The sequence below is a fragment of the Acetobacterium wieringae genome (assembly GCF_001766835.1).
Lineage (GTDB): Bacteria > Bacillota > Clostridia > Eubacteriales > Eubacteriaceae > Acetobacterium > Acetobacterium wieringae.
Genome location: NZ_LKEU01000027.1, coordinates 98306 through 123419, shown reverse-complemented (window position 1 = coordinate 123419; position 25114 = coordinate 98306). Strand labels below are relative to the sequence as shown.

The 25114-nt window shown below is 45.8% G+C and carries 19 protein-coding genes and 1 pseudogene; 7 read left to right on the top strand and 13 right to left on the bottom strand.

Features of this window, described 5'->3' with window-relative positions:
• Positions 1-21 precede the first annotated feature (21 nt).
• Positions 22-1317 carry an MFS transporter gene (locus ACWI_RS07455; RefSeq protein WP_070370804.1) on the bottom strand — a complete coding sequence of 432 codons (1296 nt, stop codon included), beginning with the start codon at positions 1315-1317 and terminating at the stop codon, positions 22-24.
• A 337-nt stretch (positions 1318-1654) separates the two neighbouring features.
• Between ACWI_RS07455 and ACWI_RS07450 the strand changes: the two genes are divergently transcribed.
• Positions 1655-2248 (top strand): LOG family protein, encoded by a 594-nt coding sequence (locus tag ACWI_RS07450; RefSeq protein WP_070370803.1) that lies wholly within the window; start codon positions 1655-1657, stop codon positions 2246-2248.
• A gap of 62 nt (positions 2249-2310) precedes the next feature.
• Here the strand turns inward: ACWI_RS07450 and ACWI_RS07445 are convergent, their stop codons facing one another.
• Positions 2311-2802: a nitroreductase family protein gene (locus tag ACWI_RS07445; RefSeq protein ID WP_070370802.1), complete on the bottom strand. Its 492-nt coding sequence runs from the start codon at positions 2800-2802 to the stop codon at positions 2311-2313.
• A 182-nt stretch (positions 2803-2984) separates the two neighbouring features.
• On the opposite strand from ACWI_RS07445, the gene ACWI_RS07440 reads away from it, so the two are divergent.
• A complete protein-coding gene (locus tag ACWI_RS07440; RefSeq protein WP_070370801.1) occupies positions 2985-3332 on the top strand; it encodes a winged helix-turn-helix transcriptional regulator in 348 nt (115 codons plus the stop codon).
• An 84-nt stretch (positions 3333-3416) separates the two neighbouring features.
• Here ACWI_RS07440 and ACWI_RS07435 read toward each other — a convergent pair whose 3' ends face one another.
• The 11 genes and pseudogenes from ACWI_RS07435 to ACWI_RS07385 form a co-directional block, all read right to left on the bottom strand.
• On the bottom strand, positions 3417-4079 hold the full coding sequence (locus ACWI_RS07435) for a chloramphenicol acetyltransferase (RefSeq protein ID WP_070370800.1): 663 nt from the start codon (positions 4077-4079) through the stop codon (positions 3417-3419).
• The gene (locus tag ACWI_RS07430) at positions 4054-4419 is read right to left on the bottom strand and encodes a GIY-YIG nuclease family protein (protein WP_070370799.1); all 366 of its coding nucleotides are present in this window, start codon (positions 4417-4419) and stop codon (positions 4054-4056) included. The genes ACWI_RS07435 and ACWI_RS07430 overlap by 26 nt, the downstream gene beginning before the upstream one ends.
• A gap of 34 nt (positions 4420-4453) precedes the next feature.
• A complete protein-coding gene (locus ACWI_RS07425; protein WP_070370798.1) occupies positions 4454-5056 on the bottom strand; it encodes a helix-turn-helix domain-containing protein in 603 nt (200 codons plus the stop codon).
• A 220-nt stretch (positions 5057-5276) separates the two neighbouring features.
• On the bottom strand, positions 5277-9365 hold the full coding sequence (locus ACWI_RS07420) for a PEP/pyruvate-binding domain-containing protein (protein WP_070370797.1): 4089 nt from the start codon (positions 9363-9365) through the stop codon (positions 5277-5279).
• Positions 9366-9937: 572 nt separating this feature from the next.
• Positions 9938-10654 (bottom strand): annotated as a pseudogene (locus tag ACWI_RS07415) (amino acid ABC transporter ATP-binding protein); the annotation flags it as partial.
• Positions 10651-13641, bottom strand: a complete 2991-nt coding sequence (locus ACWI_RS07410) for an ABC transporter permease subunit (protein ID WP_070370795.1) — start codon at positions 13639-13641, stop codon at positions 10651-10653. The gene ACWI_RS07410 and the pseudogene ACWI_RS07415, both read right to left, overlap by 4 nt.
• Positions 13642-13763: 122 nt before the next feature.
• Positions 13764-14174, bottom strand: coding sequence for an ATP-binding protein (locus ACWI_RS07405; protein ID WP_070370794.1), 411 nt, complete (start codon positions 14172-14174; stop codon positions 13764-13766).
• On the bottom strand, positions 14171-14773 hold the full coding sequence (locus tag ACWI_RS07400; protein ID WP_070370793.1) for an N-acetyltransferase: 603 nt from the start codon (positions 14771-14773) through the stop codon (positions 14171-14173). Before ACWI_RS07400 ends, ACWI_RS07405 begins: the two co-directional genes overlap by 4 nt.
• Positions 14770-15324 carry a GNAT family N-acetyltransferase gene (locus ACWI_RS07395; protein WP_070370792.1) on the bottom strand — a complete coding sequence of 185 codons (555 nt, stop codon included), beginning with the start codon at positions 15322-15324 and terminating at the stop codon, positions 14770-14772. Before ACWI_RS07395 ends, ACWI_RS07400 begins: the two co-directional genes overlap by 4 nt.
• Before the next feature lie 3 nt (positions 15325-15327).
• The gene (locus tag ACWI_RS07390; RefSeq protein ID WP_070370791.1) at positions 15328-16950 is read right to left on the bottom strand and encodes a SpoIIE family protein phosphatase; all 1623 of its coding nucleotides are present in this window, start codon (positions 16948-16950) and stop codon (positions 15328-15330) included.
• 14 nt (positions 16951-16964) lie between these two features.
• Positions 16965-18692 carry an MATE family efflux transporter gene (locus tag ACWI_RS07385; protein ID WP_070370790.1) on the bottom strand — a complete coding sequence of 576 codons (1728 nt, stop codon included), beginning with the start codon at positions 18690-18692 and terminating at the stop codon, positions 16965-16967.
• A gap of 361 nt (positions 18693-19053) precedes the next feature.
• Between ACWI_RS07385 and ACWI_RS07380 the strand changes: the two genes are divergently transcribed.
• From ACWI_RS07380 to ACWI_RS07360, 5 genes are all read left to right on the top strand, one after another.
• Positions 19054-19731 carry a response regulator transcription factor gene (locus ACWI_RS07380; RefSeq protein ID WP_070370789.1) on the top strand — a complete coding sequence of 226 codons (678 nt, stop codon included), beginning with the start codon at positions 19054-19056 and terminating at the stop codon, positions 19729-19731.
• Positions 19731-21041 carry a sensor histidine kinase gene (locus ACWI_RS07375; RefSeq protein ID WP_070370788.1) on the top strand — a complete coding sequence of 437 codons (1311 nt, stop codon included), beginning with the start codon at positions 19731-19733 and terminating at the stop codon, positions 21039-21041. The genes ACWI_RS07380 and ACWI_RS07375 overlap by 1 nt, the downstream gene beginning before the upstream one ends.
• A 127-nt stretch (positions 21042-21168) precedes the next feature.
• The gene (locus ACWI_RS07370; RefSeq protein ID WP_070371029.1) at positions 21169-21876 is read left to right on the top strand and encodes an ABC transporter ATP-binding protein; all 708 of its coding nucleotides are present in this window, start codon (positions 21169-21171) and stop codon (positions 21874-21876) included.
• Positions 21877-21887: 11 nt separating this feature from the next.
• A complete protein-coding gene (locus ACWI_RS07365; RefSeq protein WP_070370787.1) occupies positions 21888-24473 on the top strand; it encodes an ABC transporter permease in 2586 nt (861 codons plus the stop codon).
• Entirely contained in the window at positions 24466-25032 is a 567-nt protein-coding gene (locus ACWI_RS07360) for a hypothetical protein (protein WP_070370786.1), read from the top strand. Before ACWI_RS07365 ends, ACWI_RS07360 begins: the two co-directional genes overlap by 8 nt.
• Positions 25033-25114: the final 82 nt, after the last annotated feature.

Below are 25114 nucleotides of genomic sequence, written 5' to 3'. Positions count from 1 at the left end.
TTTATAAGCTCTTTTCGCATATCAATCCGCCACATCAAAAACCTCCAGTTTAGACCGGGGAGCAATGGGTTTGGAATCCCCATGTTTAACCTGCATCATTGTTAAAAAGGCCAGCCCCACAAACAAAGCGCCATAGGGCATCAGGGTTTGATAACCAAGATGTTCTAAGAGGGCCCCGGAGGCGATCGGGGTCACAACCTGGGCAGCCATCGATGCCGTATAATAATAACCCGTGTAACGGCCAACATTAGCTCCCTTGGACATTTCCAGCACCATCGGCAGAGAATTGACATTGATGGCCGCCCAGGCGATTCCGGCTAAGGCAAAGGAAACAAATAGCATCGGGTTAAAGGCGGTATAAAAAGCTGCCGTGGCAAAAACGGTTACCAGCACCGCCACCCCCATCAGGATGATTTTTTTACGCCCCACCTTTGAGGAAATAATCCCCACGGGAATAAAGGAAATAATCGCCGCAATGCTGGCTACCATCAAAATTAAAGCGGTTTGGGATTCCTTCATTCCCAAAGAAACCATGGCATACTTTGAAAAAGCCGAAGTGACCGCATTGTAACCCATAAACCATAAAGCCACCGATAAGAGGATAAAAATCAGACTCTTTTTATAGGCTTTAGGCAGCTTTTCATGGGTTACCAGGGTTTCATCATGTTCGGCCTCTTCAACATCAATCCCCATGGCCGCACTGTCATGCCGCATTTTTATCACTGCGGCCGGCTCGTTAACGGTCAGTTTGAGAATAATAACACCCACCACCATCACCGCAGCCGTACCGAGAAAAAGGGGCCAGTAGTTGATGTTGTCCTTGTCCGGGGCCAGTAGCGCCACCATTCCCAACACCAGAATCCCCCCAACTGCCCCCATCAGATTAATCACTGCATTCCCCTTGGATCGCAGTGGTTTCGGGGTCACATCCGGCATCAGGGCCACCGCTGGTGAGCGGTAAAAGGACATCGAGAGCAATGCCAAGGCCAGCGCCACAATAAACAAGATCAGCTTATTGGCCATTACGGCATAGGGGATCAGGAGCATGGATACCACCGCCATGGCCGTACCGCCTAAAATATAGGGCATCCGTCGCCCCATGCTGGTGTTGGTATTATCTGACAGCATCCCAAACAACGGCAGCATGAATAAGGCCAGTACATTGTCAAAGGACATAATCACCCCTGCCATTGTGTCCTTAAATTCGAAGGCTTTTAACATAATCATCGGAATCACAAAATCATACAGGCTCCAAAAAGCACTGATGGTCATAAACCCCAGACCAACTAATACAGTGAGGCGGTAATCCAGCTTCATCAACACGCTCCTTTTTCTATCATGAAAAAAGTATAGCATCAGCCGCATCTTTTATCAACGCACTTAACCAATCTTTAATAAATCTTCATAATTTGCCAGCATCATTTTTCGCCAATCTTACCATCTCCCCAAATCGATGCTTGCCATTTTTTTGCATGCTCCATACCAGAAACAGCTGCACCCATTTTCTTAAGTAAAGCCCTAAATTACACCGATCTGCTTGTCAAAAGAATCCATGATTGATATAATGAAGGTTCTTAATATGACTTATGCTTTTGGATGCATCACTTCTGATGCATCCATTAAATTTTTTATAAGATCCTGGGAGGAAACAGCAATGAAAAGAATATGTGTCTATTCCGGTTCCAATCTGGGGGTTCGTCCCGAATACCAAGAAATGACAAAAGCCCTGGGCCTGGTGCTCGTCAAAAATAATATTGAATTAGTCTACGGCGGCTCAAAATTTGGTCTGATGGGCGAAATCGCCAACCATATGCTGGACAACAATGGTCGGGTTACTGGCGTTATGCCCGGGGGACTTTTTCCCAATGAAGTGATTAATGAGCGGCTGACTCAATTTATCGAAGTTAAAAACATGCATGAACGAAAGCAAACCATGGCTGACTTGTCCGATGGTTTTATTGCCATTCCCGGCGGCATCGGTACCTTCGAAGAGTTGTTCGAAACCTATAGTTGGGCCCAACTGGGAATTCATAAAAAACCGATTGGTATCCTTAATATTTCCAACTTTTTCGACCCCTTCATCAATATGATGACAACCATCGTCAACGAAGGCTTTATGAACCCCTCCAACACCAAACTGGTCCTGGTTTCTTCTGATCCCGGGGACCTGGTCAATCAGATGATTCACTATACCCCACCGGTTTTGGGAAATAAATGGCAGCAACTGGATGCCGCAGCCGTGAAGTAACTTATCAGAATCAAGCAAAAAAAATCTGACGAAAATGTCAGATTTTTTTTGCTTGATTTCAATTATTCAAAGTGAACCCGATCTGCCTCAAAACGATCCTGCTGCTTTGCTTCGGCTGCCGGGTAACCAATTGGAACGATAGCGTAAGGCTCAAGATGATCCGGAATCGTTAAAACTTTACGGACATTTTCCATCCGGTCAGCCAACGGCGCAATCCCAATCCAAACCGCCCCCAAACCAAGTTCAGTGACTTCCAGCAGAATATTTTCAGTACAGGCAGCCATATCGATGTCGGCAAATTCTGGCATCATCATCTCTTTTCGATATACCGGCACAATCGCCACAGCAGCATCCTTAATGCATCCGCCGTAGGGGCTACAGTCTGCCAGAGCGGCCAGGGTTTCTTTATTCTTAACGACAAAGAATTCCCAGGGGCGTTGGTTGGCGGCCGATGGAGCGGCCATCGCAGCCCTTAGAATCTGGTCAATTTTTTCTGCTTCCACTGCCTTGTCTTCATACTTTCTCACACTGGTTCTGTTAAAGATTACGTTCATTTTCTTCCTCCAATTATTTCTTAGCCGGGTGTTTACCCATGCTATTTTGGCTATTTCTTGCTTCTATTCTTGATTCATGCTATCATTTTACCAATCATTTTCATAAAAACAAGAATGCACTTTTTTGTCACTTACTACCCAAAAAGATAGTAAGTATTCAAGAAACTACAAAAGGAGAACCCATGACCGAAAAAAAACATTTCTGCTGCCCCATAGATGCCACCATTAGTCTGATCGGTGGAAAATATAAAACAAAAATTCTCTGGAATCTGGTTGATCAGACCTTGCGCTTTAATGAACTGCAAAAAATCGTTCGCCAGGCCACCCCAAAAATGCTCACCCAACAGCTGCGTGAGCTGGAGCGGGACGGTCTGATCACCCGAACCGTCTATCCGGTGGTGCCGCCCAAAACTGAATATGCCCTGACCAGTTTCGGCCAGAGCCTTTATCCGATTCTCGATGCCATGTGCGAATGGGGCAAGGATTATATGGCCGAAGAGGCCCCTGATGAAACAGCTGTCAGTCAATAGTCAAACGAATCCATTTTAGTGGACTGCATTGCCAATACTTTGTGTTTTATATCGACGTCTACGCAAAAAAGGCCATGACTCTTGTCATAGCCCAATCCACTGTTCGGGGTGATTCATCGCATCCTGAAATTTTTCCAAAAATAAACCCACATGATAACCATCAGCAACTGCGTGGTGAACAGTGATCGAAAAGGGCATCATTTTCCGGCCCTCTTTTTGAAAAAAACGGCCCGCCTGCAAGATCGGAAAATAATAATCGGCCTTCGCATAGGGGACTGGTGAATAACTAGTAAATTGAGTCCACGGCACCATCCCCACCATAAAGCTATTCGGCGGCGGCAGCTCTGGTTTGGCCAAAATCCCGTGATTCCCAGAATATCGTTTTTGATCTTCCATATAGTTGTGATAAAAGACTTCAAAATCCGGATCATATTCTGTCCACATATTTGACATGGTTTTGTCATCCTCATGAAAACAGGCATAGGAAGGATGTAAGACCTCATAATACCCCAGCTGATCGGCCGTTTTAGCAACCCGAAATTCCGGCTGCTCGGTAATCAGTTTTGCTGTCAGATAGAGATAGGCCGGAAAAAACTTCTTTCCAGCTTTTTTAATTAGATGATACGCCTCTGTCATATCGATCTCCACACTCATACTAAATCCAGTCGGCAGCATTTCAGTAAAATAATAAAAGTATGGTCGTCGATCCCAGCTTTCAAAATCAATGAGATGTAATTGCGTGTTCATTCATTCGTTCTTCCTTTTGTTTATCAACCCAGATTTCAAGCAGCGTTGCAACGTCATCACTAAACTCTCCCTCGCTCTGCGTTTCACCTTTTTTTATTTCTTCCAGTACGACAAATGAAAAGGACTTGGCACCATAGACTTTCCAATCTTCCAGCATTGCGGGCTCCGGGCACGAATTCGTGGCAACAGCAAAGCCAAAGCGGTTTTTTTGACCAGTCATATCCTTAGTTGATTTTATCCAAATCCGGTCATTGCCGTGACATTTAATACCAAAGATGCCCCCGACAACCCTTCTGTTTTTATAGTTCTCTTTTAATTCTTTTTTTGATTGTGTTTCCATAAACTTAATTCTCCTTAACCTGTATCTATTTTGCTTACAACACCCAAAGACCATCTTTGCTGCAATAATAGTACAGTTTGCTGCCAAACTTTTTGCCCAGCCTGCCGCCACTCATTTTCGGCAGTCGTAGAGCCGCCGTCTGCTCGGGATAAAGCCTGACAAACAAGCTGCGATCACTTGATACATAGGCCACAAAAGAAATAAAATGGGCCTTGGTCATTTCGTGATCAAAGGTAATATAATATTCTCCATCGTCATCCTGGATGGTTACTCTGTGTTTTTCATCGGCTGGTTTTGCCACCAGTGGTGCCAGTTTGCGACCGCAGCAGGAAAGCTCGGCATCGCCAGTGGTGCTGATTACGTTGCCACAGTTGGGACAAACATAAAATTTTATTCGTTTCAAGTTTCCAGTTTCCATATCATTCAGTTCCAGATCTCCCAATAGTATTTTTTCAATATTTACCTCAAACAGTTGTGAAAGTTCTCCCAGCAGGGATACATCCGGACAACCCAGGCCCCGCTCCCATTTGGAGATGGTCTTATCACTGAGGTGCATCCGCTCAGCAACCTGTTTCTGGGTCATCGCCTTTTCGCTTCGTAAGGCCTTTAGTAGGTAGCCTACCTTATTACAATCCAATTGTCGTACCTCCATATGAACTATAGTAATTGATCGATGGAATTTATTCAATCGACGCTCCGTAGAGTTTCGGCTGTTTCTGCTGTCACGATCAAACACGCTTCCCTAAAAAGAACTCGCAATTATTTCTACTGATCGTTTTCGATATAACGAAAACCATCTCACTTATTCGTATTCGTTTTCGTTATATCGTAATCTATTATCAAGTTAACTCCCATCCTTAAATCTCACCGATCTCATAATTCCCCTTGTAAATATTCCCCAGCCCACCGTCGATGGAGATAGGATCTCCCGATTTAAAGCGATGCCCATTGATGGTACATTCTTTGGTTGAATCATTGACTTCCAACCCCTTACATTTAACAATACAAACCTTACCAACGCTGGCAGCCGCCACGGCAGCATGGGAGGTGACCCCGCCCTTGGCGGTGATCAGCCCGTCGCAGACAAAAATTAAGGGAATATCATCCGGAACCGTATCCGGTCGCACCAGAATAATTTTGGCCTCGGGACAGTGTCGTTTTAAACCCTCCATATCCGCCATATCAAAGGCCAAAAGCCCGGACAACACCGCACTGCTCATGCCGATGCCGTGACCAACCAGTTCCATTTGATTGGGTGCTGGCAGAAAGCTGGAAAAAGCTGTCTGTTTTTTGAGGTTCTGATTCCTCGTCTGGAGAATATATAGATCTTCCGGGTTATCAGACTCAAAGGTAAACTCTATTTCCTGGTGGACAAAACCATATTCTTCGATCAGTCGAACCGCATAACGCGTCAGTGCCTGGTAGATATTGGGAAAGCCCGATTCCAAGGACAGACTGCTGTCCCGATAATCCCGTTTTCTTTGTGCCTCGCTAATCGGCAGGGTATTGACCAGGCCGGAAACCACATCTTCACCCTGACTGCAGAGGGCAAAATCACCGTAAAGATTGATCCCGGCGCAGCCGTTAAAAGGACTACTGGTAAATACCACCCCAGTACCAGAGCGGGCCGAACGGTTGCCCAGCACCATTTTCTGAACCACCACAGCGGTGCCCCAGTCCTTTGCAATCTGCAGATGATCCCGATAGTAGACGGCACTTTCCGAAAACCATGAATCCAAAACCGAGCCAATGGCCTGTTTCAGCTGCTTGAAGGGGTCGTTTTCAATTTCGATTTGATAGTCCGTTAAAACCATTTTATAGCTAAAAGCAATGGTTCTCATCTGCTCGGGACTGAAGTTGATTTTTAGCGTCACGCCCCACTGCTGTTTATATTCCAGCATCACCCGGTCAAACACATCCCGGTCAATGCCATAGGCCATCCCCCAGCTCTGCAAAAAGCGCCGATAACAATCCCAAGCCGTCCAACCATAGCCCTGCTGTTGGCTGAAGGCGGCCGCGATTTCATCATTCATGCCGACGTTTAAAAATGTTTTCATGGCCCCGGGCAAAGAAATGGATGAACCCGAGCGGATCGAAAAGAACAGCGGATTTTCGGCACTGCCAAAGGTTTGGCCGGTGATCGTCTCAATCATTGCAATATGTTTTTGGATCTGCCAATCCATATCCCGCCGCATATCCGGATGGCCCTCAATGGTTTCCTTGTGCCGGAATACTTCGGTGGTGATCACAAATCCCGGCGGAACATGAAAGCCATAGTTGATCAGCTTCTTCAAAAAATAAGCCTTGGCTCCCAGAAAAACCGGGTTATCAATAGCAAGCGTGGCTTCGGTCAGGAGGCTGAACGAAATATCCGGGTCGTATGTCAGCATGCTTTCAATAAAGGAACTGGAATAGTTTTTCATCAGGCTTCTCAGCCCGCTGATGGTGTCGGTGATAAAGTTATCCAGATCCTGAACCAGAAAAGCGGTGGACAGGTTGTCCCGGAGGAATTTCTCAGATTCAATATGATAGAGTCGGCGCTCATCGCCAACCACTTTTTCCTGTTTTGCCACCAGAATCTGAGGAATAATAACCCGCATCGGAATCTCAAAAAGATCGAAAAAGTATTCGCTGATAATCTGTTTGATATCATTGGCCATAAACTGAAAAATATTGATATATTGATGGATCGAAAAGCTGGGCGAGGCCAGCCCGAATTTCAGCATATCGAGATGAGAATTAAGCCCCTGATTAACAATTCCGTCCAGCTCCAGGCCATCCTTAAACAGCAGCAGAATATGATAAATCTGACGAAAGGTTTTGGCCGTAATGTACTCAGCGTTAAAGGGCTGGGTAATCTGGGTCATCAGTTTGGCTACGGTTCGTTCGAGCCGATACATCAGCCCCAGGGCATCAAATTTGGGCTCCACATATTCGCCATACATCGAGGGAATATCGGCGGCGATATGGCGCTTGTAATATATGTTTTCAGAGGCTTCGCTAGGACGGGGATCCAGAATAATCGTTTTAAGGCGGTTCATATGCTGATAAATCTGGCGGATCGCCGCTTCCTGATCATTTTGTTTCAGGCAGTTTTTTAATTCACTCAGATCACCAGTCAGATTGGGGCTGTAACCGCTGAGCATGGCCAGCACATCATCAAATTCAAAGGAGTACTTTTCCAGCAGCAGGAAATAAACCCGAAAAAGATCGAGTACCCGCTTGTTGTCCAGCCCCTGTTCCGAACCAAACCGGTGCAATCCCGCCCGGATCGCCTCAATATCCAGACGTAACAGCCCAACCGGGGTGGTTTCCAGCTCCTGACACAGCCCGATCATCGTGTCATGGGGTCGGCTAAACCACTTGCTTTGAGGATCAAGACTTTCATAAATTTCCTGGGGAATCAGCTCCTTTAGCGGTTCCTTATTGCCGTCATACCAATAGGTAATGATTTTCCGGGCCAGATCAATATGCGTATTGTTACTTTCGATATGGATCTGTTTGCGCATAAAATGAATCAGTCGATCCTTGCGCCGGGAGGCCTCATCAATGGCAGTGGTCACATCCCGGAGCTCGCCCTCGGCGCCGATTTCTTTGAAATAGACCGGAAATATCCGGGCCAGCTGCTTGATTTCGCGGTAAACCGGGGTGATCTGACTGTTAAGCAGCCGGGTAATATCCCGCTGAAACAGATCAGTGTCCGAAATAAAGATCCCCCCCAGCTTGAGGTTGACAATCAGCGCCGCCAACAGCTCCCGCATCGCCCGAGGATCTTCCTCGATTAATTCCAGCCAGACCCGAATATTTTTAACGTGGTTCGAATCAATCAGAATCTGCCAGTCACTATTGAGACTTAATTTCCCCGGAGCGTTAAAACCCAGTCCGATCAGCGCTTTGGTAAAATAATCGATATTGGCTCGATCCCCGGTGGCAATGATTTCTTTACCCAACGTCAGCAGACAGTCCAGCACGGTATCGCCATGCTCCTGCCTGAGTTCCTGAAACTCGGCCATGATGGTGTTGATAAATTCGGTAATATCCTGGGAATCCAGTTCATCAAAAATATTGCCCAGATTCCGGTTGATATCGTAGATCAGATGGTCGTTCAGAGTTGCCATGCCCGGTAAATGCAGGAGATAATACAGATAATAGATGGTTTCGATATGAGTCGGAAATTTTTCTGAAAAACTGCGGAAATAGTTGGCGATGTCATTGAAGAACAGCTGCTCCTTAAGTTCCGGCCAATGAATCGCCTGTTGGCGACGGGTTCTGAGAGCTTCAAAAAATACCTGCCCAATGGCCTCAATATCGGTTGCCTGTAAATGGGGGAACAATTTCTGCCGGGAGTTAAACCAAACCTCGGCCTGAGAGCTTTGCTCCCAGAAATCAATGCACTGATCCAGAAGATGTGCAACGATCGCTTCCAGAATTTCAGCAAATTCAGGCTCTGCTGCCACCTTATTGAGATAAATTTTGAACACACCGGAATTCTTGACATAAAGCAGTTCATGCTGAGCCATATCCTCCTTAAGGACATCGATACATAAAAAAATAACCGCTTTGGGATACGCATCAAAACTGGCCAGCCGATCCATAAAACGGATCAGAACCTGGCTGAGCAGCGTCCGCTGGCTGTCTTTGAGTTTGGATCGCAGCACTGAGCGGATTATCTCCACCAGAACGGTGAAAGCCTGTTCTGACTCCGGTAGATCATGATAGAGCCAGATATCACCCAGACAAATGGTCTGCAGCGACTCGATGACATAGCGATTATTACGATATTTATGATTGAGCTCGATTAAAAATTCCTGGGTCCGTTTATGAATCCCCCAGTACTCTTTTGATAATTCACCGAACCACTGCTGTTGCTCCGGGATTTCAATATGGGTTTCCCGGGTCTGATTAAGATTGGCCTCTAAGGCCTTTGAAGAAAACACGTTAGCCATTTTATTATCCCCCTGATTCAATCTATTTGGGTAAATGTCGGCTTTACCTTTTCCTCAGTATAGCATAATCACTCACCGAATTGAAACCGTTTTCGCAGCCAATCCTATTTATTTACTACGTCAAACACCTCCGAATCGGCTTTGATTCGGAGGCGTTTGGTAAAATCATCGTTCGTCGAGCGCAACGTGAGTTATTTTTGTTGGGCTGGTTAAATAATTACCTTAACCGTATTTCGGCCCGCTTCATGACTCACGTCAAGCGATTTTGCATAGGTGTTGATGATCGCCAGGGATAGTTCATTTTCATTGCTCTGCGCCAGATCATAGGCATCCCCGGAAAAACTGGCCTGGATGGTCACCTCACCGCTTAAATCCGAATACTCAACTAAAAGTGTGACACTGGCTCTGGGAAAGGCCCGCAATAGAATGGCCAGCACCAGTTCTTCACAAACCAGCTGGACATTCATAATCTGCCGATCGGAAAACATCTGTTTTTTAAGGAAGCTTTCGATTTTGGCATTAAGTTCATAAAGATCAAAGCCGCTGCCTGCCGCCGTATATTCAAAGGCTGAAATCTTCCGGATAAAGGCCCGGGTCTTGGGCTTCTGTGGATGGTCAAAAATTTCTGCCGGTGCTCCGTCTTCGTAAATGCCCTGCTCATCCATATAGAAGACCCGGCTGGAAACATCCCGGGCAAACTTCATCTCATGGGTTACAATCATCATTGTCATCCCGGTTGATGCCAGCTTGCGGATCACCCCCAGCACTTCGCTGACCATGGTCGGATCCAGGGCCGAGGTGGGCTCATCAAAGAGCACCACCTCGGGTTTCATCGCCAGGGTTCGGGCGATCGCCGCCCGCTGTTTCTGGCCGCCGGATAATTCGTCCGGAAAGGCCAGCGCTTTTGACCGCAGCCCGACCATTTCCAGATAGGCCAGCCCTTCTTCATAAGCTTGCTGACGCGGGATTTTGAGTAGATTAACCGGCCCCAGCATCAAATTTTCGATGATCATCAGGTGGGAAAAGAGGTTAAAGGACTGAAAAACCATCCCCATTTTCTGGCGTAATTTTGCTACATCGGCATTTTTATCGAGAATATTCTGCCCTTCAATATAAATTTCTCCGGCAGTCGGCTTTTCAAGCAGATTAATGCACCGCAAAAAAGTCGACTTACCACAGCCCGACGGCCCGATAATCGAGATCACCTCGCCTTTTTTAATCTCGGTGTTGATATCCTTTAGCACCTGTAGCTGACCATAGCTTTTCGACAGATCTTTTATTTCAATCATTTTTGCACCTCAACAACTTCTGCGTCAATCTCAACAACGCCTTTGACTACCCGTTTCCGGCGTTTGGGGTCAATCTGTACTTCAATCTTTCCCAGTAACAAAATAAACAGGTAGGTGATGACAAAATAGATCGCCGCCGTTACCACCAGTGGAAAAAACGCTTCAAAGGTCCGGCTTCGGATAATATCGGTCATCTTGGTCAAATCCTGGATAGCAATATAACCGACCACCGAGGTCATTTTTACCATACTGATAAATTCGCCTTTAAAAATCGGCAGAATGTGCCGTAGCGCCTGGGGCAGGGTGACTTTAAAAAAGCTGGCCACTCTGGTAAACCCCAGTGCGTAGGCAGCCTCCAACTGCCCTTTATCGGTGGCGTCAATGGCGGTTCTGAAAATTTCTGCCGAATAGGCGGCAAAATTAATCGAAAACCCAACCACCGCAATCAGTACCGGATGGATGTCCACCGAAGCAAAAATAATATAGTAAAGGATCATCAACGTCAAAACAATCGGCACGCCCTGAATCAGCCGAATATAAACGACCGCCAAGCCTGAAATCAGGCCCACCCGGGAACGACGCATCGCACAGATGAGGGCCCCTAATAAACTACCAAAGAGCAATGACAACAGCGAAATGACAATCGTCGTTGAAAGTCCCTCCAAAATCAGTTGATACCGGTCTTCAACAACAAAGGTCTTGTTAAAGCTCTCCCCCAATGACGCTATCATACCAGCCCATTGTTGTCCTCCTGTCGAAGCAGCCACTGCCTGATTTCTGACAATCGCCACAGCCTGATCAGACTTTAGTGGTGTCAAAAAACGAATCGATGCAGCCCGTTCCGGAGTATACGCAAGATAGAAGGCCAGATCAATTTTTCCTGACGTGATACTAGGAATGATCGCTGAAAAATCCATTGGCTTTATCTCCACGTTCATTCCCATCCTGGCAGCCAGACTACGTGCCAGATCAACTTCAAGACCAACCAGTTCGTTATCCTTATAATAGGAATACGGATAATCGTCGCCTAAAACTCCGGCTATCAGGGTTCCTTTCTCGCCAGTCAGATCAACCGGCGTCAGCACTTTTTGGTCTTCGTTTTCGCCCATCCATTTTTCGGTCATCGCTTTTAAACTGCCATCATCGATCATTGTTTTAACCGTGGCATCAAGGGCATCGCCGAGCTGGGTATTGGTCTTACTGACTCCGATTGATGACGAGATATCCGCATAAGGCGGCAATGCAATCAGATCAGGGTTCTGCTCAATAATTTCGGCAACCTTTGACTGACTTGTCAGCAGCGCATCGATTTTTTTTGATTTTAGCGCTTCAAGCATCGACGAAAAATCATTGAATTCATATTCATCAGCCTGATAAAGTGGTCGAAAATTGTCAATATGAACCATCCCGGTAATAAAACCAACCCGCTTGCCATTCAGCTCCTCATTGGTTTTAATGGATTGATCAACCATTGACGCTGCCGCCATATCTTTTCTGATCAAAGCACTGTTGTGCAAGACCACATAGGCATCCGTGTAGAGCACCTCTTGCCCCCGCTCATCAGTCTTAAAGAAGTCAGAAATAATCACATCGCCCTTCCCGCTTTGGAGGGCTGGAATCATCGCCTGATAATCCATGGTAATGATTTCATAATCGAGATTGGCATAACTGGCAAAGCGTTTCATAAATTCAATATCAAAGCCGGTCAGTTGGCCATTTTCATAATAGTTCATCGGTTCGGTTAAACCATTGGTAATAATCGTGATTTTTTTCTCCGGATTTAGGGGCTTGGGTATATCCGGCATTTCCCCACCGGTGTTATTTATCCACCGTTTCACCATCGCTGCTGCCGTACCATCGGCCTGATATTGTTTAATAAAAGCATTGAGCTGCTCATTCATGGCCATATCATCTAGTCGGACAACGGCGGCAATCTCGATATTCCCCAGCTCTTCGTCAAGCTTGACCAGATCCGGGTTGCTTAACAAAATCCGATCAACCCCAGAGCTATCATAAATCACAGCGGTCACCTTGCCGCTTTTAAGCGCCGCCACCCCATCCATAAACTGAGTAAAGTAAGAAATATCAGCGTTGGGCATCAGTTCTTTAGCCACCTCTTCCGGCGGGGTTCCCTCCGGTACGCCAATGGTATAACCAGATTTATTCAAATCGCTACTACTACTGATCAATGTCTGGCTGCTCTGAGAGCCTTCAGTTGCCGCCTGCCGATCCGCTTTGACAACAAAAACCTGGGGATTGGGAAAATAACCGGCGGTAAAATCGACCTTCTCCGATCGCTCCGGGGTGTTATACATAGCCGCAACCACATCACTATTTCCCGATTGGAGACTGTCAATCATCGCTTTAAAGTCCATATCCTGAAATTCGACCTGCATCCCCAGTTCATATGCGATGCGGCTCAGTAATTCCACATTCATCCCGGTTAGCTCCCCATCCTGAACAAAGCAGCGGGGCTCAGTCAGGGATGTGACGGCTACCCGCAATACCGGGCCGCTGACATTTTTGGGCACGTCAACAATTTCATAGTCGCCGCCCGCTTCCGGAAACCAGTGACCTTTAATTTCCTCCATGGTGCCATCGCTTAAATAACGGTTTAACACCGCATTAAGTTTCTGGTTAAGCTCCGTATTCTCTTTTTTAAGGGCCATTGCTGTCACTTCATCAGTCAGTGCTTCTGGTAACACCATGGTTCCTTCGTTACTCTTTACAAAATTTCGCGCTGTTGCATAATCCATGATGGCATAATCAATTTTTCCCGCCATCAAGGCCGCTGACTCATCCACGTAATTGTTGAAGCGGTTGATTTCGGCCTCGGGGTATTTTTCTGGTGCCAGTGATTCGCTCACGGTTCCAATCAGCGTTCCAATTTTGGCCGTTTCCACCGGTGGAAGGGGCGTCACCGTCTGACTGCATCCGGCCAGCAATACTATCATTACGACGCATAAGCCTATAAAAATGCGTTTCATCAATCGCCTCCATTTTTCATTATTATTAGTTTCAAAGAAATCCCAGTGCTTTTTTCGGCCTAAATCGACCAGCTCTCGTATTTAGTTCTTATCTGCTCTTCATCTCAAAACAAGAGCCTGATTTAGGATACCAGTTTTTTAATGGTTAAAATGTTTTTGTTTTCTTCAAAACGATAGTCTACGGCATCCATACTTTTTTTAACCATCAGCACCCCTAGACCGCCAATTTGCCGTTCTTCGGCGGTTAAGGTAATATCCGGATCGGGATTTTCCAGGGGGTTAAAGGGATCGCCCTGATCAATAAACTGAATTTCCACCAAGGGCGGTTCCCCATAATTATCAACTTGAATGATGACGTTGCCGTCATCCGGAGCATAGGCATAGTTGGCAATGTTCACAAAAATTTCTTCCGCAGCCAAATCAATCTGAAAGATCATTTTCATACTGGCCCCAGCCGTCTCCAATTCGGTATCGATAAATTCAAGCACCTCCGGCAACTTATCTGTCGATGCATTTACAGTTAATTTCTTCATCTTATCTGATCTCCTTTACTGTTGTTCAACAAATCCACCAAAACGCCCAGAACTTCAATCGTCTTGATGGAATGGAATCCAAGCCTTTGATAAAAGTAGTTATTATCTTTTATGTTGCTGTTTTCAAGATAGATGGGACAATCCCTGAATTTTTCAATCGCATAGTCCATCAGGGCCCGCCCCGCCCCCCGATAGACTGAACCGATCATGAAGAGATAGTGATGTTCCTGATTATAATGGTAGCGTTCGGTAATCAGGGTTTCATTCCTCAGCCGGATCATGCTTTTTAACTGAATCAGTAATAAAAATTTGATTATTTGACCAATCATTCCACTGACAAAAACACTGCGGACACTAAAAAAAGGTTTTCCTTTATGATTCCAAATTGATGCCCCAACGATTTTTTCGTCAACAACCGCCACATGGATTTCGCCATTGCGATTATAGTACTCCACCATCAGTCTGATATAGCGGCATAAATCTTTCTCATTCTGAAAAACTGCCAGGTACAAGGGATCACCCTTAAAGGCCTGACCCAAGACTACCGCAACCTCTTCGAGACGATGTTGATCCAGCTTTTTATCGCTTATTGTGATCATAACTGCCCCAAAACGAGCTCTTGATCGAGTTCAAAAAGAGTCGTCTGATTTCTTGTCCAGATTGCTTGGCCGCCTAAATTTGACATACTTTTGCATCCTTCATTTGTTATTGCAAAACAAAACACCCGCTCAATTGGGAAGCCCTGATTCTGCTTTTGCTTAAGATAATCCCAGAGTTGATCATGCAACTGCTTCGAGATGCCCTGATGCCGGAAAATCTCATCCACCGCCAGATCCAGGATCAGGATGTAATTACCCCTTCCTTTCTCCAGCGGTACTACCTCATTTTCATTCAGATTGTCGTCGATATATTCCTGATTCGACACCGCCCGCTGATAGACAGATTCATCGACCCCAAAAAAACTGATAAAACCCGCCAGAACCTCACCGCTATATGCTACAATAATCCCCTCCGGAAACTTTATAAAGCGCTTTAGTGCCATCCCCTGATTGGTTAAAATGTCATCCCCATAAATTTTGCAATCCAGATCAAGAATCGCCTGAAATGCTTCTATTGACAATTCCTGCCCCACTTTAATGGTAATCTCCATCTGCTACGCCTCAAGCTTGAAGCCCAGCATGGTAATGTCGTCAAATTGCGGTTCCTGATCGGCAAACTCATCCACATCCTCAAGAATGTCAGCGCACAGCGCTTTAATATCATGCTCTTTTTTTGCCGCCACCAATGTTTGTAGCCGTTCCAGTCCATAAAACTCTTTTTTGGTATTATTCGCTTCAGGAATTCCATCGGTGTAGAGGTAAATAATATCCCCTTTTTCAATTTTTGATTCATTCATCTTATACTTGGCCGTTTCAATCCCGGCACAAACAAAGCCTTTTTTGCCAGTCAGCATTTCAACCTGACCATCTTTTTTCCAGATTATGGCCGGATCATGACCGGCATCACACCACTGGAACACCCCAGTCTTAACATTGATAATGGCAATCAGCAGGGTCACAAACATACCCTGTTCGTTGTTATTACACAGGGTGACATTGGCTTCTGTCATGACTTCATCAACTGGCAGACGCCGGAGCACCAGATCTTTCACCGTGGCTTTGGCCATGGCCATAAACAGTGCCGCCGGTACCCCTTTGCCGGAAACATCACCGATGGTAATACAGAAATGGTCATCATCGACAAAAAAGAAATCATAAAAGTCGCCGCCGACGTCCTTGGCCGCCCGCATTGAGGCATACAGGGTAAACTCGTTCCGGTCGGGATAGTCAAAGTTCCGGGGCAGCATCCCTTCCTGAATCAGGGTGGCAATTCGCAACTCCGTTTCGATTCGCTCCCGCTCCGAAGTGACACTGGTCAGCTCTTTAATATAACGGATAATGTCACTGGTCATTTTGTTAAAGGCTTCAGCCAGAATTTCGATTTCATCCCCAGTTTTAACATCGATATTCAAGGCCACTATCTCACTTAAGTTTTCATCAACATTGGTGTTAACAAAATCTGTAGCGTTATCCACAATCACCTGTAAGGGATCAATAATCGACTTATTGAGAAACAGCAGATAAATGGTGATGAACAAAAGTAAGATCAGGGCCGCAATGGATGACACCAGAATGATGTATTTAAAAAGGGTTGCGTTGATTTCCTTCATGGACATATCGGCCCCGACTACTAAAACCGGATTACCCTCACTGTCTTTTAATACATTAAAGGCCGAAATCAGATAGCCAAACTCACTTTCATTGGTGATGACCACTTTGGGCGCATCCGGATCGGTAAACAATCGATTGGCGGCGTCAATATCTTCCTGGGGATAATAGTCCGTTCCCAGAAAATCACCAAGCCCAAAATGACCGGCCATCCCGGGCGTGGTTCCCTGACCAAACACCTTAAATCCTTCTGCGGTTGGTACATAGGCATAAAGATATTCCAGATGATTCTGTTCCTGCAATGTCTGAAATTCTTTAATCAATAGCTCATAGTCGGCATCAGGCTGTCCCGTTTCATAGTACTGATTGACCTTGTCCACCGGTACAAAAACAGATGCCGTTTTGACGAGTGAGGTGATATTTTCTTCATAACGCTTAAACATTGAGTCCCGATAACTGAAATAGGAAATCAACACAATCACCAGCGAAAGCACCAGTGCCAAAATCATACTGGCTGAGGCGAACTTTGTTTTTAGGCTGATGCGACGAATATTCTTTTGATCTTTCATTCTTGCCACCTTTTTTATAGAATAATAAGTAAATTGTTAAATACCAGCGTCCGATTATAGGCAAAGGATTTTGCTTTCTTGCGGACAATCGATACCCCCAAATAATCCAGGGCTTCATCGGGTTTTTCCGATTCTTCAAAGGGATTATAGCTGGTGCTGTCATCCCGGAGCCTGATGTAGATGTCCTCCTCAAACAGGGCAATTTTTATATGTATATAATGGGGTTTCCCGTCATTGAAGCCGAAATTAATGATATTAGCTGCCAGCTCTTCAATGGTCAGATTGATAAAGTAAGCATTTTTGCTGTCGATATCCAGGCGTTCACAAAAAGCTTCGATCTCTAGCACACATTTTTCCAGCTCCTTTATATCCGCCGAAAGGGTGGTTTCATAAAGATTGTCTTTACTGATTACCGGCTCCCGAAACAGTAAAATATTTCGGTACCCCCCTTGTTTTTTGAGCACCAGGGCCGCAAAAAGCAGGATCACCATGGTCACGGTTTCTGCTGCCACCATCGCCAGTGCTGTCCCGACGACGCCAAACGCCGGAATTAACCAGGCGCAAAAGGCAACCAGCAGCAAAAACCCCCGTAAAAAATAAATAATCCCTGCCAGCGTCGGCCGCTTAATGGTCTGATAAAAATGGGCCATGACGCAGTTAAAACAGGTCTGCACCACCCCCAAAGCAAAGATCCGGATGGTCTGGGCTACCAGCGGCAGGTTATCGGTCACCCCAAACATCGCCGCAATCGGTTCAGCCAAAATTAGTAACAACAGGGCACATAAGCTACTAAGTAAAACCGCTGTCTTTAAGGACAGGCTCATGGTGTCATAAACCCCTTCAGTATCCTTTTCCCCGGCAAAGGTTGCCACCAGCGGCGCCAGGGCCAGTGATATCCCATCAAAGATCGCATAGGCAAACAAGGAAACATTAAACAGAATATTATAGACTGCCAGTCCCCCTACCCCAACCGTTGCACTGAGCAAATTGTTGATGACGACCAGGGTGATACCCTGATAAATAAAGGCCGAGGCGATTCCAAAACCGCCGTGAAAAAGCAGATAGCCAACTTTGGGACTCAGGGAAGTCTGCCCGAATTTAAGATGATTATGCTTTTTTAAAAAATGCATGCCATAAACGGCAATCGCACATAACTGTCCGATTACCATCGCCAGAGCGCCACCAAATACGCCCATATTCAGCCCAAAAATAAAGATAAGGTCCAGTACCAGATTGACGATCACCGAGACGCTAATACCCAAAGTGGACAAAAACGGATCAGCATCACTGCGAATCAAGAGAGAGATTACCGGCGCCAAAATGAATATCGGTGCGGTGATGACAATCGGCCACATATAGTCCCTGGCTGCATCAATTTCGGCCCCGCCGGTGAGACCAATGATGGTCGGAAGAAAGAGACTTCCCAACACGGCAATGGCCAGACCAACGATAGCAGCAAAAAATAATGCCTGGGTAAAATAGGCTCTGACCCCATCTTTATCCTCGGCGCCGATGGCCTCAGCTACTTTCAGAGAGCCACCAACACCAAAGGCATAACCGAACAGATTATAAACCATGTAGATCGGCATTGATACCGCCAGCACCGATAGTCCAACTTCTCCAAAAGCGTTCCCCAGAATAATGGCATCCACAAAGGTACCCAGCACCACTCCCGCTGAGGAAAGAATACTGTTGATGACAAATACGCGAAAAGCCTTGTTAACAAAATGTTGATTATTCATGATGCCCTCTCTCATTGCTTCCTTTTTTAGCCAGGATAGCCACACCCACTGGTTGCCGTTAAATGATCGACACGTCATTTTTGGTGATTAAATATATGATTGACTACAAACAAAATTGCCTGAACAGAATAAAGTTATACGAGGCTATTATAGCATATAAACGACTTTGATTGTCGAACATTTCTTTACTTCTGCTGTAAATTTTCTTACTCTTTGAATATTATACGCCATCACTAATGCTTATTTTTATAAGCCACTAAAATCACTGAATTCTTTATTTTTATTTTATATTTACCGGGTATCATTAATACGACTCACTTTTTCGATTATTTAATATTTACAAACGATGCGGAGGTCGAACATGCCCAAACAAATACTGGTCGCTGATGATGACAGCGATATTGCAGCAATCATTGCCGAGGTTCTGACGGACGAAGGCTATCTCGTCCACACTGCCAGTAATGGACTGGAAGTTCTGGATAAAATAAATACTCATGAAATCAGCCTGTTGATTTTAGATATTATGATGCCTGAAATGGATGGTCTGGAAGTTTTGACGCAGCTAAAAAAAGAGAGCAATATTCCGGTCATGATCCTCAGTGCCAAGGGCCGGGATATTGATAAGGTCATCGGTCTTCAAATCGGGGCCGACGATTACATGGCCAAACCTTTTTCCCTGGATGAATTGGTAGCCCGAGTTTCTGCCCATCTTCGCCGGGAACACCGTCGCGAAAAAATCAACGAAATAATCCGTCTGAGTACTATTGAACTGAACAAATCCACCTTTCAGGTTTTTGTCAAAGGAACCCCAAAGGATTTTTCCACCAAGGAATTTCTGATTCTCAGCTACCTGATCGAAAACAAAGGTCAGGTTCTGACCCGGGAACAGATTTATGAAGCCGTCTGGAAAGATGCCTACGGCGGTGATATGACAACTGTCACAGTTCACATTAAAAATATCCGTTCAAAGCTGGGATGCGAAAGCAATCTTTTGGAAACCGTCTGGGGTGTCGGTTATCGTATGACAGGAGGTCACTGATGTCGATCCGCTTAAAACTCTCACTTTCCTTTATTTTGCTGTTTTTACTGGTCGTTGGTCTACTGTTGGCAAGCTTTTTCTTTTTTTATCGCGGCGACTATCGGGATGGTCTGGTGGCCGATCGGGAACATTATGAAGCCCTGGCCGCTGATCTCGTAAAGCAAGCGGCTTCACTTGAGGAAGCAGACATTATTGCACTCCTGGCCGCCCAGACTGAAAACGGGGATCAGATGCTGCTTCTTGATTCCAATAATCAGTTAATCTGGTCCAGTGGTGAGGCGCCGCTCAGTACCCGGCTCAGTGTCAAAGACTTTGTCATCCGTGATGATAAAGTACGCTACGCCCTACGGATCAATTATAATTTTCACAGCCGCAATCAGGTTATTGAAGACTACATTTTTCAGTATCTCTGGCTGATTATTCTTTTAATCATTGCCTTATTTATGTCCATTGCCTATTTCCTTCACCGCTCCATTACTTACCCGCTTTCGGTGCTTCATGACCGGATGATTCAGGATCCTTTGCAGATCAAAATTCAGGCACGACATTACCGCAATGACGAGATCGGCGAACTGGAAAAGCGCTACGATGACATGCTGGTTCGCTTACAATCCTCAGACCGGGAACAGCAGACCATGCTGGCGGCCATATCTCATGACTTACGAACCCCACTCACCTCAATTGCCAGCTATACCGATCGACTCGCATCGGGAAAAATTACTAATGCTGAAAAAATAAACCACTATTACGCTGTTATCCACCAGAAATCCGAGGATATTCGACTGCTGATTGATCAATTTCAGGAAGCCGCCCAAATTATTCATCACGATCACACCATGAACTTTGAGGTAGTAACGGCGGCTCGTTTCTGGCAATCCCTCCTGAATCCCTATCTGTCAGACTGGGATGATGTGGATGCCAGTATGGACTATAACAGTCACCTTTCCGACACTGCCCAAATTCAGGTCAACAAACCGGCCCTCCAGCGGGTGATCGGCAATATTCTTTGCAATGCCGTTAAATATGGGGGCCATCCACTTTTTGTTGATGTTCATCTGTTTCAAACAAAACACTGGCTAGTCCTAAAAATAGAGAATAACGGGCAACCGGTACCTGGTGAACAACTGCCACTGCTTTTTGATCGATTTTACCGGATAGAAGCCTCCCGCTCCAAGGAAAAAGGGGGTAGCGGCTTAGGCTTGTACATCTGCCGGGAACTGATTACCCGGCATGGCGGCAGCATCCGGGCTTACCAGCCTACCCGGTATGATTTTGGCATTGAAATCCAACTGCCGCTGATTAGTTCTTAATTTTTCTTTATTGTTTCCATATTTTTATTTTATTTCCCAGTCATAAAATGGATTGTGTCAGGAACACCCGGCATAATCCATTTTTTATAGTCGTTTTTTTAAGCGACCGGGAAAGGAATCATTAATGATGAATGAAACAATGATTGAATTCAAAGGAATCACCAAAGAATACACCATGGGCGAAGTTAAAATAGCAGCGCTGGCTGGTGTCGATTTTACCGTAAACCGGGGCGAGTTTGCCATTATCGCCGGTCCCAGCGGTGCCGGTAAAAGCACGATTTTAAACATTCTGGGGGGTATGGATTCGCCCACTGGGGGTGAATTCACCGTCAACAAACAGCCCCTTCACTGCTACGGAAAAAAAGACCTGATTACTTACCGTCGTCAGGAGGTCGGCTTTGTTTTTCAGTTTTACAATCTGATCCAAAATCTGACCGCACTGGAAAATGTTGAACTGGCCGTAGAAATTTGCAAGAATCCTTTTAAGCCTCTGGAGGTATTAAAACAGGTCGGTCTGGAAAACCGGATGATCAATTTTCCTTCCCAACTTTCCGGCGGCGAACAGCAACGAGTTTCGATTGCCCGGGCGCTGGCTAAAAACCCCACTCTACTCCTCTGTGATGAGCCCACCGGAGCGTTGGACTACAATACTGGCCGATCAGTGCTGAAGCTGCTTCAGGATACCTGCCATCGTACCGGCATGACGGTGGTACTGATCACCCATAACCTGGCGATTGCCCCCATGGGTGATCGGATTATTAAAATCAAAAATGGCTGTGTCGAAAGTATGTCTGTCAACGCCACCCCCCTTCCAGTGGAAGATATTGCGTGGTAAGGAGAAAAGCAATGGGAAATACCATTATTAAAAACGCCTTTAAGGAAGTCCGTTCGTCCTTCTCACGATTTTTAGCCATCTTACTGGTCATCATGATCGGCTCCGCTTTTTATACTGGTTTGAAATCGGTGGGTCCTGATCTTGAGGCTTCCGCCGATCGATATTTTGAAGCAACTCACTTCATGGACTTTCGTTTGCTGTCATCTATCGGATTTAATGATGCCGATCTGGCCGCAGTCCGGAACAGTTCCGGCGTGGAAGATACCCAACCAATTTATACCATCGATGCGTTTTTGTCATATGGGCAGCAGACCAATGTTGCCCATGTAATTTCAATTCCAGATTCGACCGGGGCCATCAACGATCTTCACCTGGTGGAAGGCCGGTTGCCTCAACAATCGAATGAATGCATCATTGATAAACAGCGCTCCGAAGCCGGTCCAAAAATCGGCGACACCATAACGCTCTCGTCAGGAACCGAAACACCCATCAATACAAGTCTTAGTCAAACTGTCTACCATGTGGTCGGCCTCGCCGAAAGCCCCTCCTATCTGACCAAAGACCGGGGCATTACTAAATTGGGGACGGGTAAAATAAATGGCCTGGTGTTTTTGCCCGCAGCTAATTTTACGCTGCCTGCTTACACTGAAATATTGGTAACCGCTGCCGGAACGTCGGGCATTTCGACCTTTTCTGAGGAATATATCGAAATAACCACGCCACTGGAAGAATCGCTTAATACCGTCGCCAGCCAACGCGTCGAAATCCGCCAGCAGGAACTAAAGGCCGATGCCGAAGCTCAGCTGGCCGCACAAAAAACAGCCTTTGCCGCCGCGAATGGCATCGCTGATCCCAGTCTTCTGGATTCCTCCCCGGAATTTTTAGAAGCTCAAAAATCAATAAATGAGCTGGCGGCACCCCAATGGCATGTCCTCAACCGAGAATCCAATTCGGGTTATCTGGATTATCAAAATACCATTGAAAGTACCAATGGCATCGCCAGTATTCTGCCGCTGTTCTTTTTTGGTATTGCCACCTTGGTCTGTCTGACCACTATGACCCGAATGGTGGAAGAACAACGCACCCAGATTGGAACCCTCAAAGCGCTCGGTTACAGTAATGCTGCCATTGCCTTTAAATATCTTTTGTATGCGGCGACGGCCAGCGTTTTAGGCAGCCTCCTGGGCTGGGCCATTGGTTTTATGCTCATTCCCCAGGTCATCTTTAACGCTTATCGGGTACTTTATACTTTACCCGAAATGACTCCGGCTTTTCATGTTTCAATTGCGGCATTATCGGCGCTTTTTGCCATCTCAGTCACCACTGTCGCCACCTTTTTAAGCTGCCTGACCATCCTTCGCTCTGCCCCTGCGGAACTGATGCTGCCCAGTGCCCCACCACCGGGCAAACGCATTTTTCTGGAAAACGTTGACTTTATCTGGAAAAAGCTTCAATTTAGTCAAAAAATCACCTTTCGAAATCTTTTCCGTTACAAAAAGCGCTTCTGGATGACGGTACTGGGTGTGGCCTGTTGCACTGCCATGCTGGTTGCCGGGCTGGGCTTACGGGACTCCATTGCTACCCAGGTCGCCGAAAAACAGTTTGGTGATATCATGCGCTACGACGTCTCCCTGCAATTAAAAGAAAATTTGACGATGGAACAAAAATCAGCTCTGGTCACTACCCTGGCAAACACTAACCTCTCTACGTATCTGGATAATACCGTTAATAACATCTCGGTGCAAGGTAGCACCGACAATTCAGACCCTATCGACAGCCTGCTGATGGTGCCCGCCGATCCGGCCGCTTTATCCAACTATTTTATGTTGCGCAGTTATGATACCGGAGAGCCCTTAGTTTTATCCGATCACGGGGTGATTTTGACCCAGAAACTTGCTAAAAACCTTGATGTCACCACCGGCGATACCATTGTGATTAATGAAGATGAAACGACTACCCAGCTTGTGCTGGTGGAAGGAATTGCCGAGAATTACCTTCAGCATTATGTTTTTCTATCTCCGAGCTACTACCAAACCATTTATGGTGAGCTGCCTCAGCCCAACCAGGTTCTGGGCCTACTTGATTCGACCCTGTCACAGGAAGATCTGGCCGCTACCCTAATGGCCACAGCGGGTGTTTCCGCCGTTCGCTTCACTTCTGATAATGAACAGGATTTTCAAAACACTCTGGGAAGTATCAATTATCTGATTTGGGTCATTATCATCGCTGCAGCGCTACTGGCGCTGGTGGTGCAATACACCCTGACAACCATCAACATCAGTGAGCGGTTCCGGGAGATCGCTACCATTAAGGTATTGGGCTTTTATGACCGTGAAGTGTCTGCCTACATTACCCGGGAAAGCTATCTGCTCACACTATTCGGAATTCTTCCCGGCCTGATTGGTGGGATCTTTTTGCATGGTTATATTCTGGATGCTGCCGAGGTTGGCAATGTAATGTATGTTGAGTCCATCCTTGCTCAAAGCTTTATCCTCAGTATTTTGCTGACTTTTATGTTTACCTGGCTGGTGAATCTAATCATGATTGGCACCCTTAAAAAAATTAATATGGTGGAGGCATTAAAAAGCAATGAATAGAAAAGAGAAACCCGCTAAAAGAAAAAACAACAGTGTCAGAAAAAAGATTTTGATTCTTATCGGCAGTATTCTGCTTTGTATCGTGATTGCCGGAGTTTCCTGTTTTATATTCAGGGCTTCCGATTCGTCAAACTTACCCGATCCATCAGATCTCAGCTCCTCTGAAATTTCAACCCCAACCACAGGCGTTGAAACGCCCTTTACTCAGACACTTGATCAACTGATACAAACCTCGAATCGGATCACTGGTCTGAAAATTAATCAGACACTACTTTCACTCTCAGGATTGAATCAAGCCGTTACAACCATTATGGATAATCAAAAGCAGATTATCGCCCGGTGTCATGAACTCAGTGAAACGACCGCGGATATCCCTGAATCTGATGAAAACATGACCCTGTTTTCTGAAATTAATCAACTCAATAAAAACTTGGATTCCAATTGTGATCAGATCCTGGAGGCCAAAAAACAACGAGACCTAACTGCTTTGGAAGCGCTTTTGAGTGACACTGCCAACCTGCAGAATGGGATTATTGACGCACTGGAGCAGGTCTCTTAAGATAACTTTTAGCGATATCTATATTCATGTTCCTTAATGAATTCTTAATCAAGAATCATTTCAAGATACCCTTAAGCATTTC

Excerpts from the sequence above, each read along its gene's own strand:
- ACWI_RS07405 (WP_070370794.1), bottom strand. The coding sequence starts at position 14,174 with ATGAAGAAATTAACTGTAAATGCATCGACAGATAAGTTGCCGGAGGTG.
- ACWI_RS07410 (WP_070370795.1), bottom strand. The coding sequence starts at position 13,641 with ATGAAACGCATTTTTATAGGCTTATGCGTCGTAATGATAGTATTGCTG.
- ACWI_RS07400 (WP_070370793.1), bottom strand. The coding sequence starts at position 14,773 with ATGATCACAATAAGCGATAAAAAGCTGGATCAACATCGTCTCGAAGAG.
- ACWI_RS07445 (WP_070370802.1), bottom strand. The coding sequence starts at position 2,802 with ATGAACGTAATCTTTAACAGAACCAGTGTGAGAAAGTATGAAGACAAG.
- ACWI_RS07420 (WP_070370797.1), bottom strand. The coding sequence starts at position 9,365 with ATGGCTAACGTGTTTTCTTCAAAGGCCTTAGAGGCCAATCTTAATCAG.
- ACWI_RS07430 (WP_070370799.1), bottom strand. The coding sequence starts at position 4,419 with ATGGAAACACAATCAAAAAAAGAATTAAAAGAGAACTATAAAAACAGA.
- ACWI_RS07365 (WP_070370787.1), top strand. The coding sequence starts at position 21,888 with ATGGGAAATACCATTATTAAAAACGCCTTTAAGGAAGTCCGTTCGTCC.
- ACWI_RS07450 (WP_070370803.1), top strand. The coding sequence starts at position 1,655 with ATGAAAAGAATATGTGTCTATTCCGGTTCCAATCTGGGGGTTCGTCCC.
- ACWI_RS07385 (WP_070370790.1), bottom strand. The coding sequence starts at position 18,692 with ATGAATAATCAACATTTTGTTAACAAGGCTTTTCGCGTATTTGTCATC.
- ACWI_RS07375 (WP_070370788.1), top strand. The coding sequence starts at position 19,731 with ATGTCGATCCGCTTAAAACTCTCACTTTCCTTTATTTTGCTGTTTTTA.
- ACWI_RS07370 (WP_070371029.1), top strand. The coding sequence starts at position 21,169 with ATGAATGAAACAATGATTGAATTCAAAGGAATCACCAAAGAATACACC.
- ACWI_RS07380 (WP_070370789.1), top strand. The coding sequence starts at position 19,054 with ATGCCCAAACAAATACTGGTCGCTGATGATGACAGCGATATTGCAGCA.
- ACWI_RS07360 (WP_070370786.1), top strand. The coding sequence starts at position 24,466 with ATGAATAGAAAAGAGAAACCCGCTAAAAGAAAAAACAACAGTGTCAGA.
- ACWI_RS07455 (WP_070370804.1), bottom strand. The coding sequence starts at position 1,317 with ATGAAGCTGGATTACCGCCTCACTGTATTAGTTGGTCTGGGGTTTATG.
- ACWI_RS07395 (WP_070370792.1), bottom strand. The coding sequence starts at position 15,324 with ATGGAGATTACCATTAAAGTGGGGCAGGAATTGTCAATAGAAGCATTT.
- ACWI_RS07435 (WP_070370800.1), bottom strand. The coding sequence starts at position 4,079 with ATGAACACGCAATTACATCTCATTGATTTTGAAAGCTGGGATCGACGA.
- ACWI_RS07440 (WP_070370801.1), top strand. The coding sequence starts at position 2,985 with ATGACCGAAAAAAAACATTTCTGCTGCCCCATAGATGCCACCATTAGT.
- ACWI_RS07390 (WP_070370791.1), bottom strand. The coding sequence starts at position 16,950 with ATGAAAGATCAAAAGAATATTCGTCGCATCAGCCTAAAAACAAAGTTC.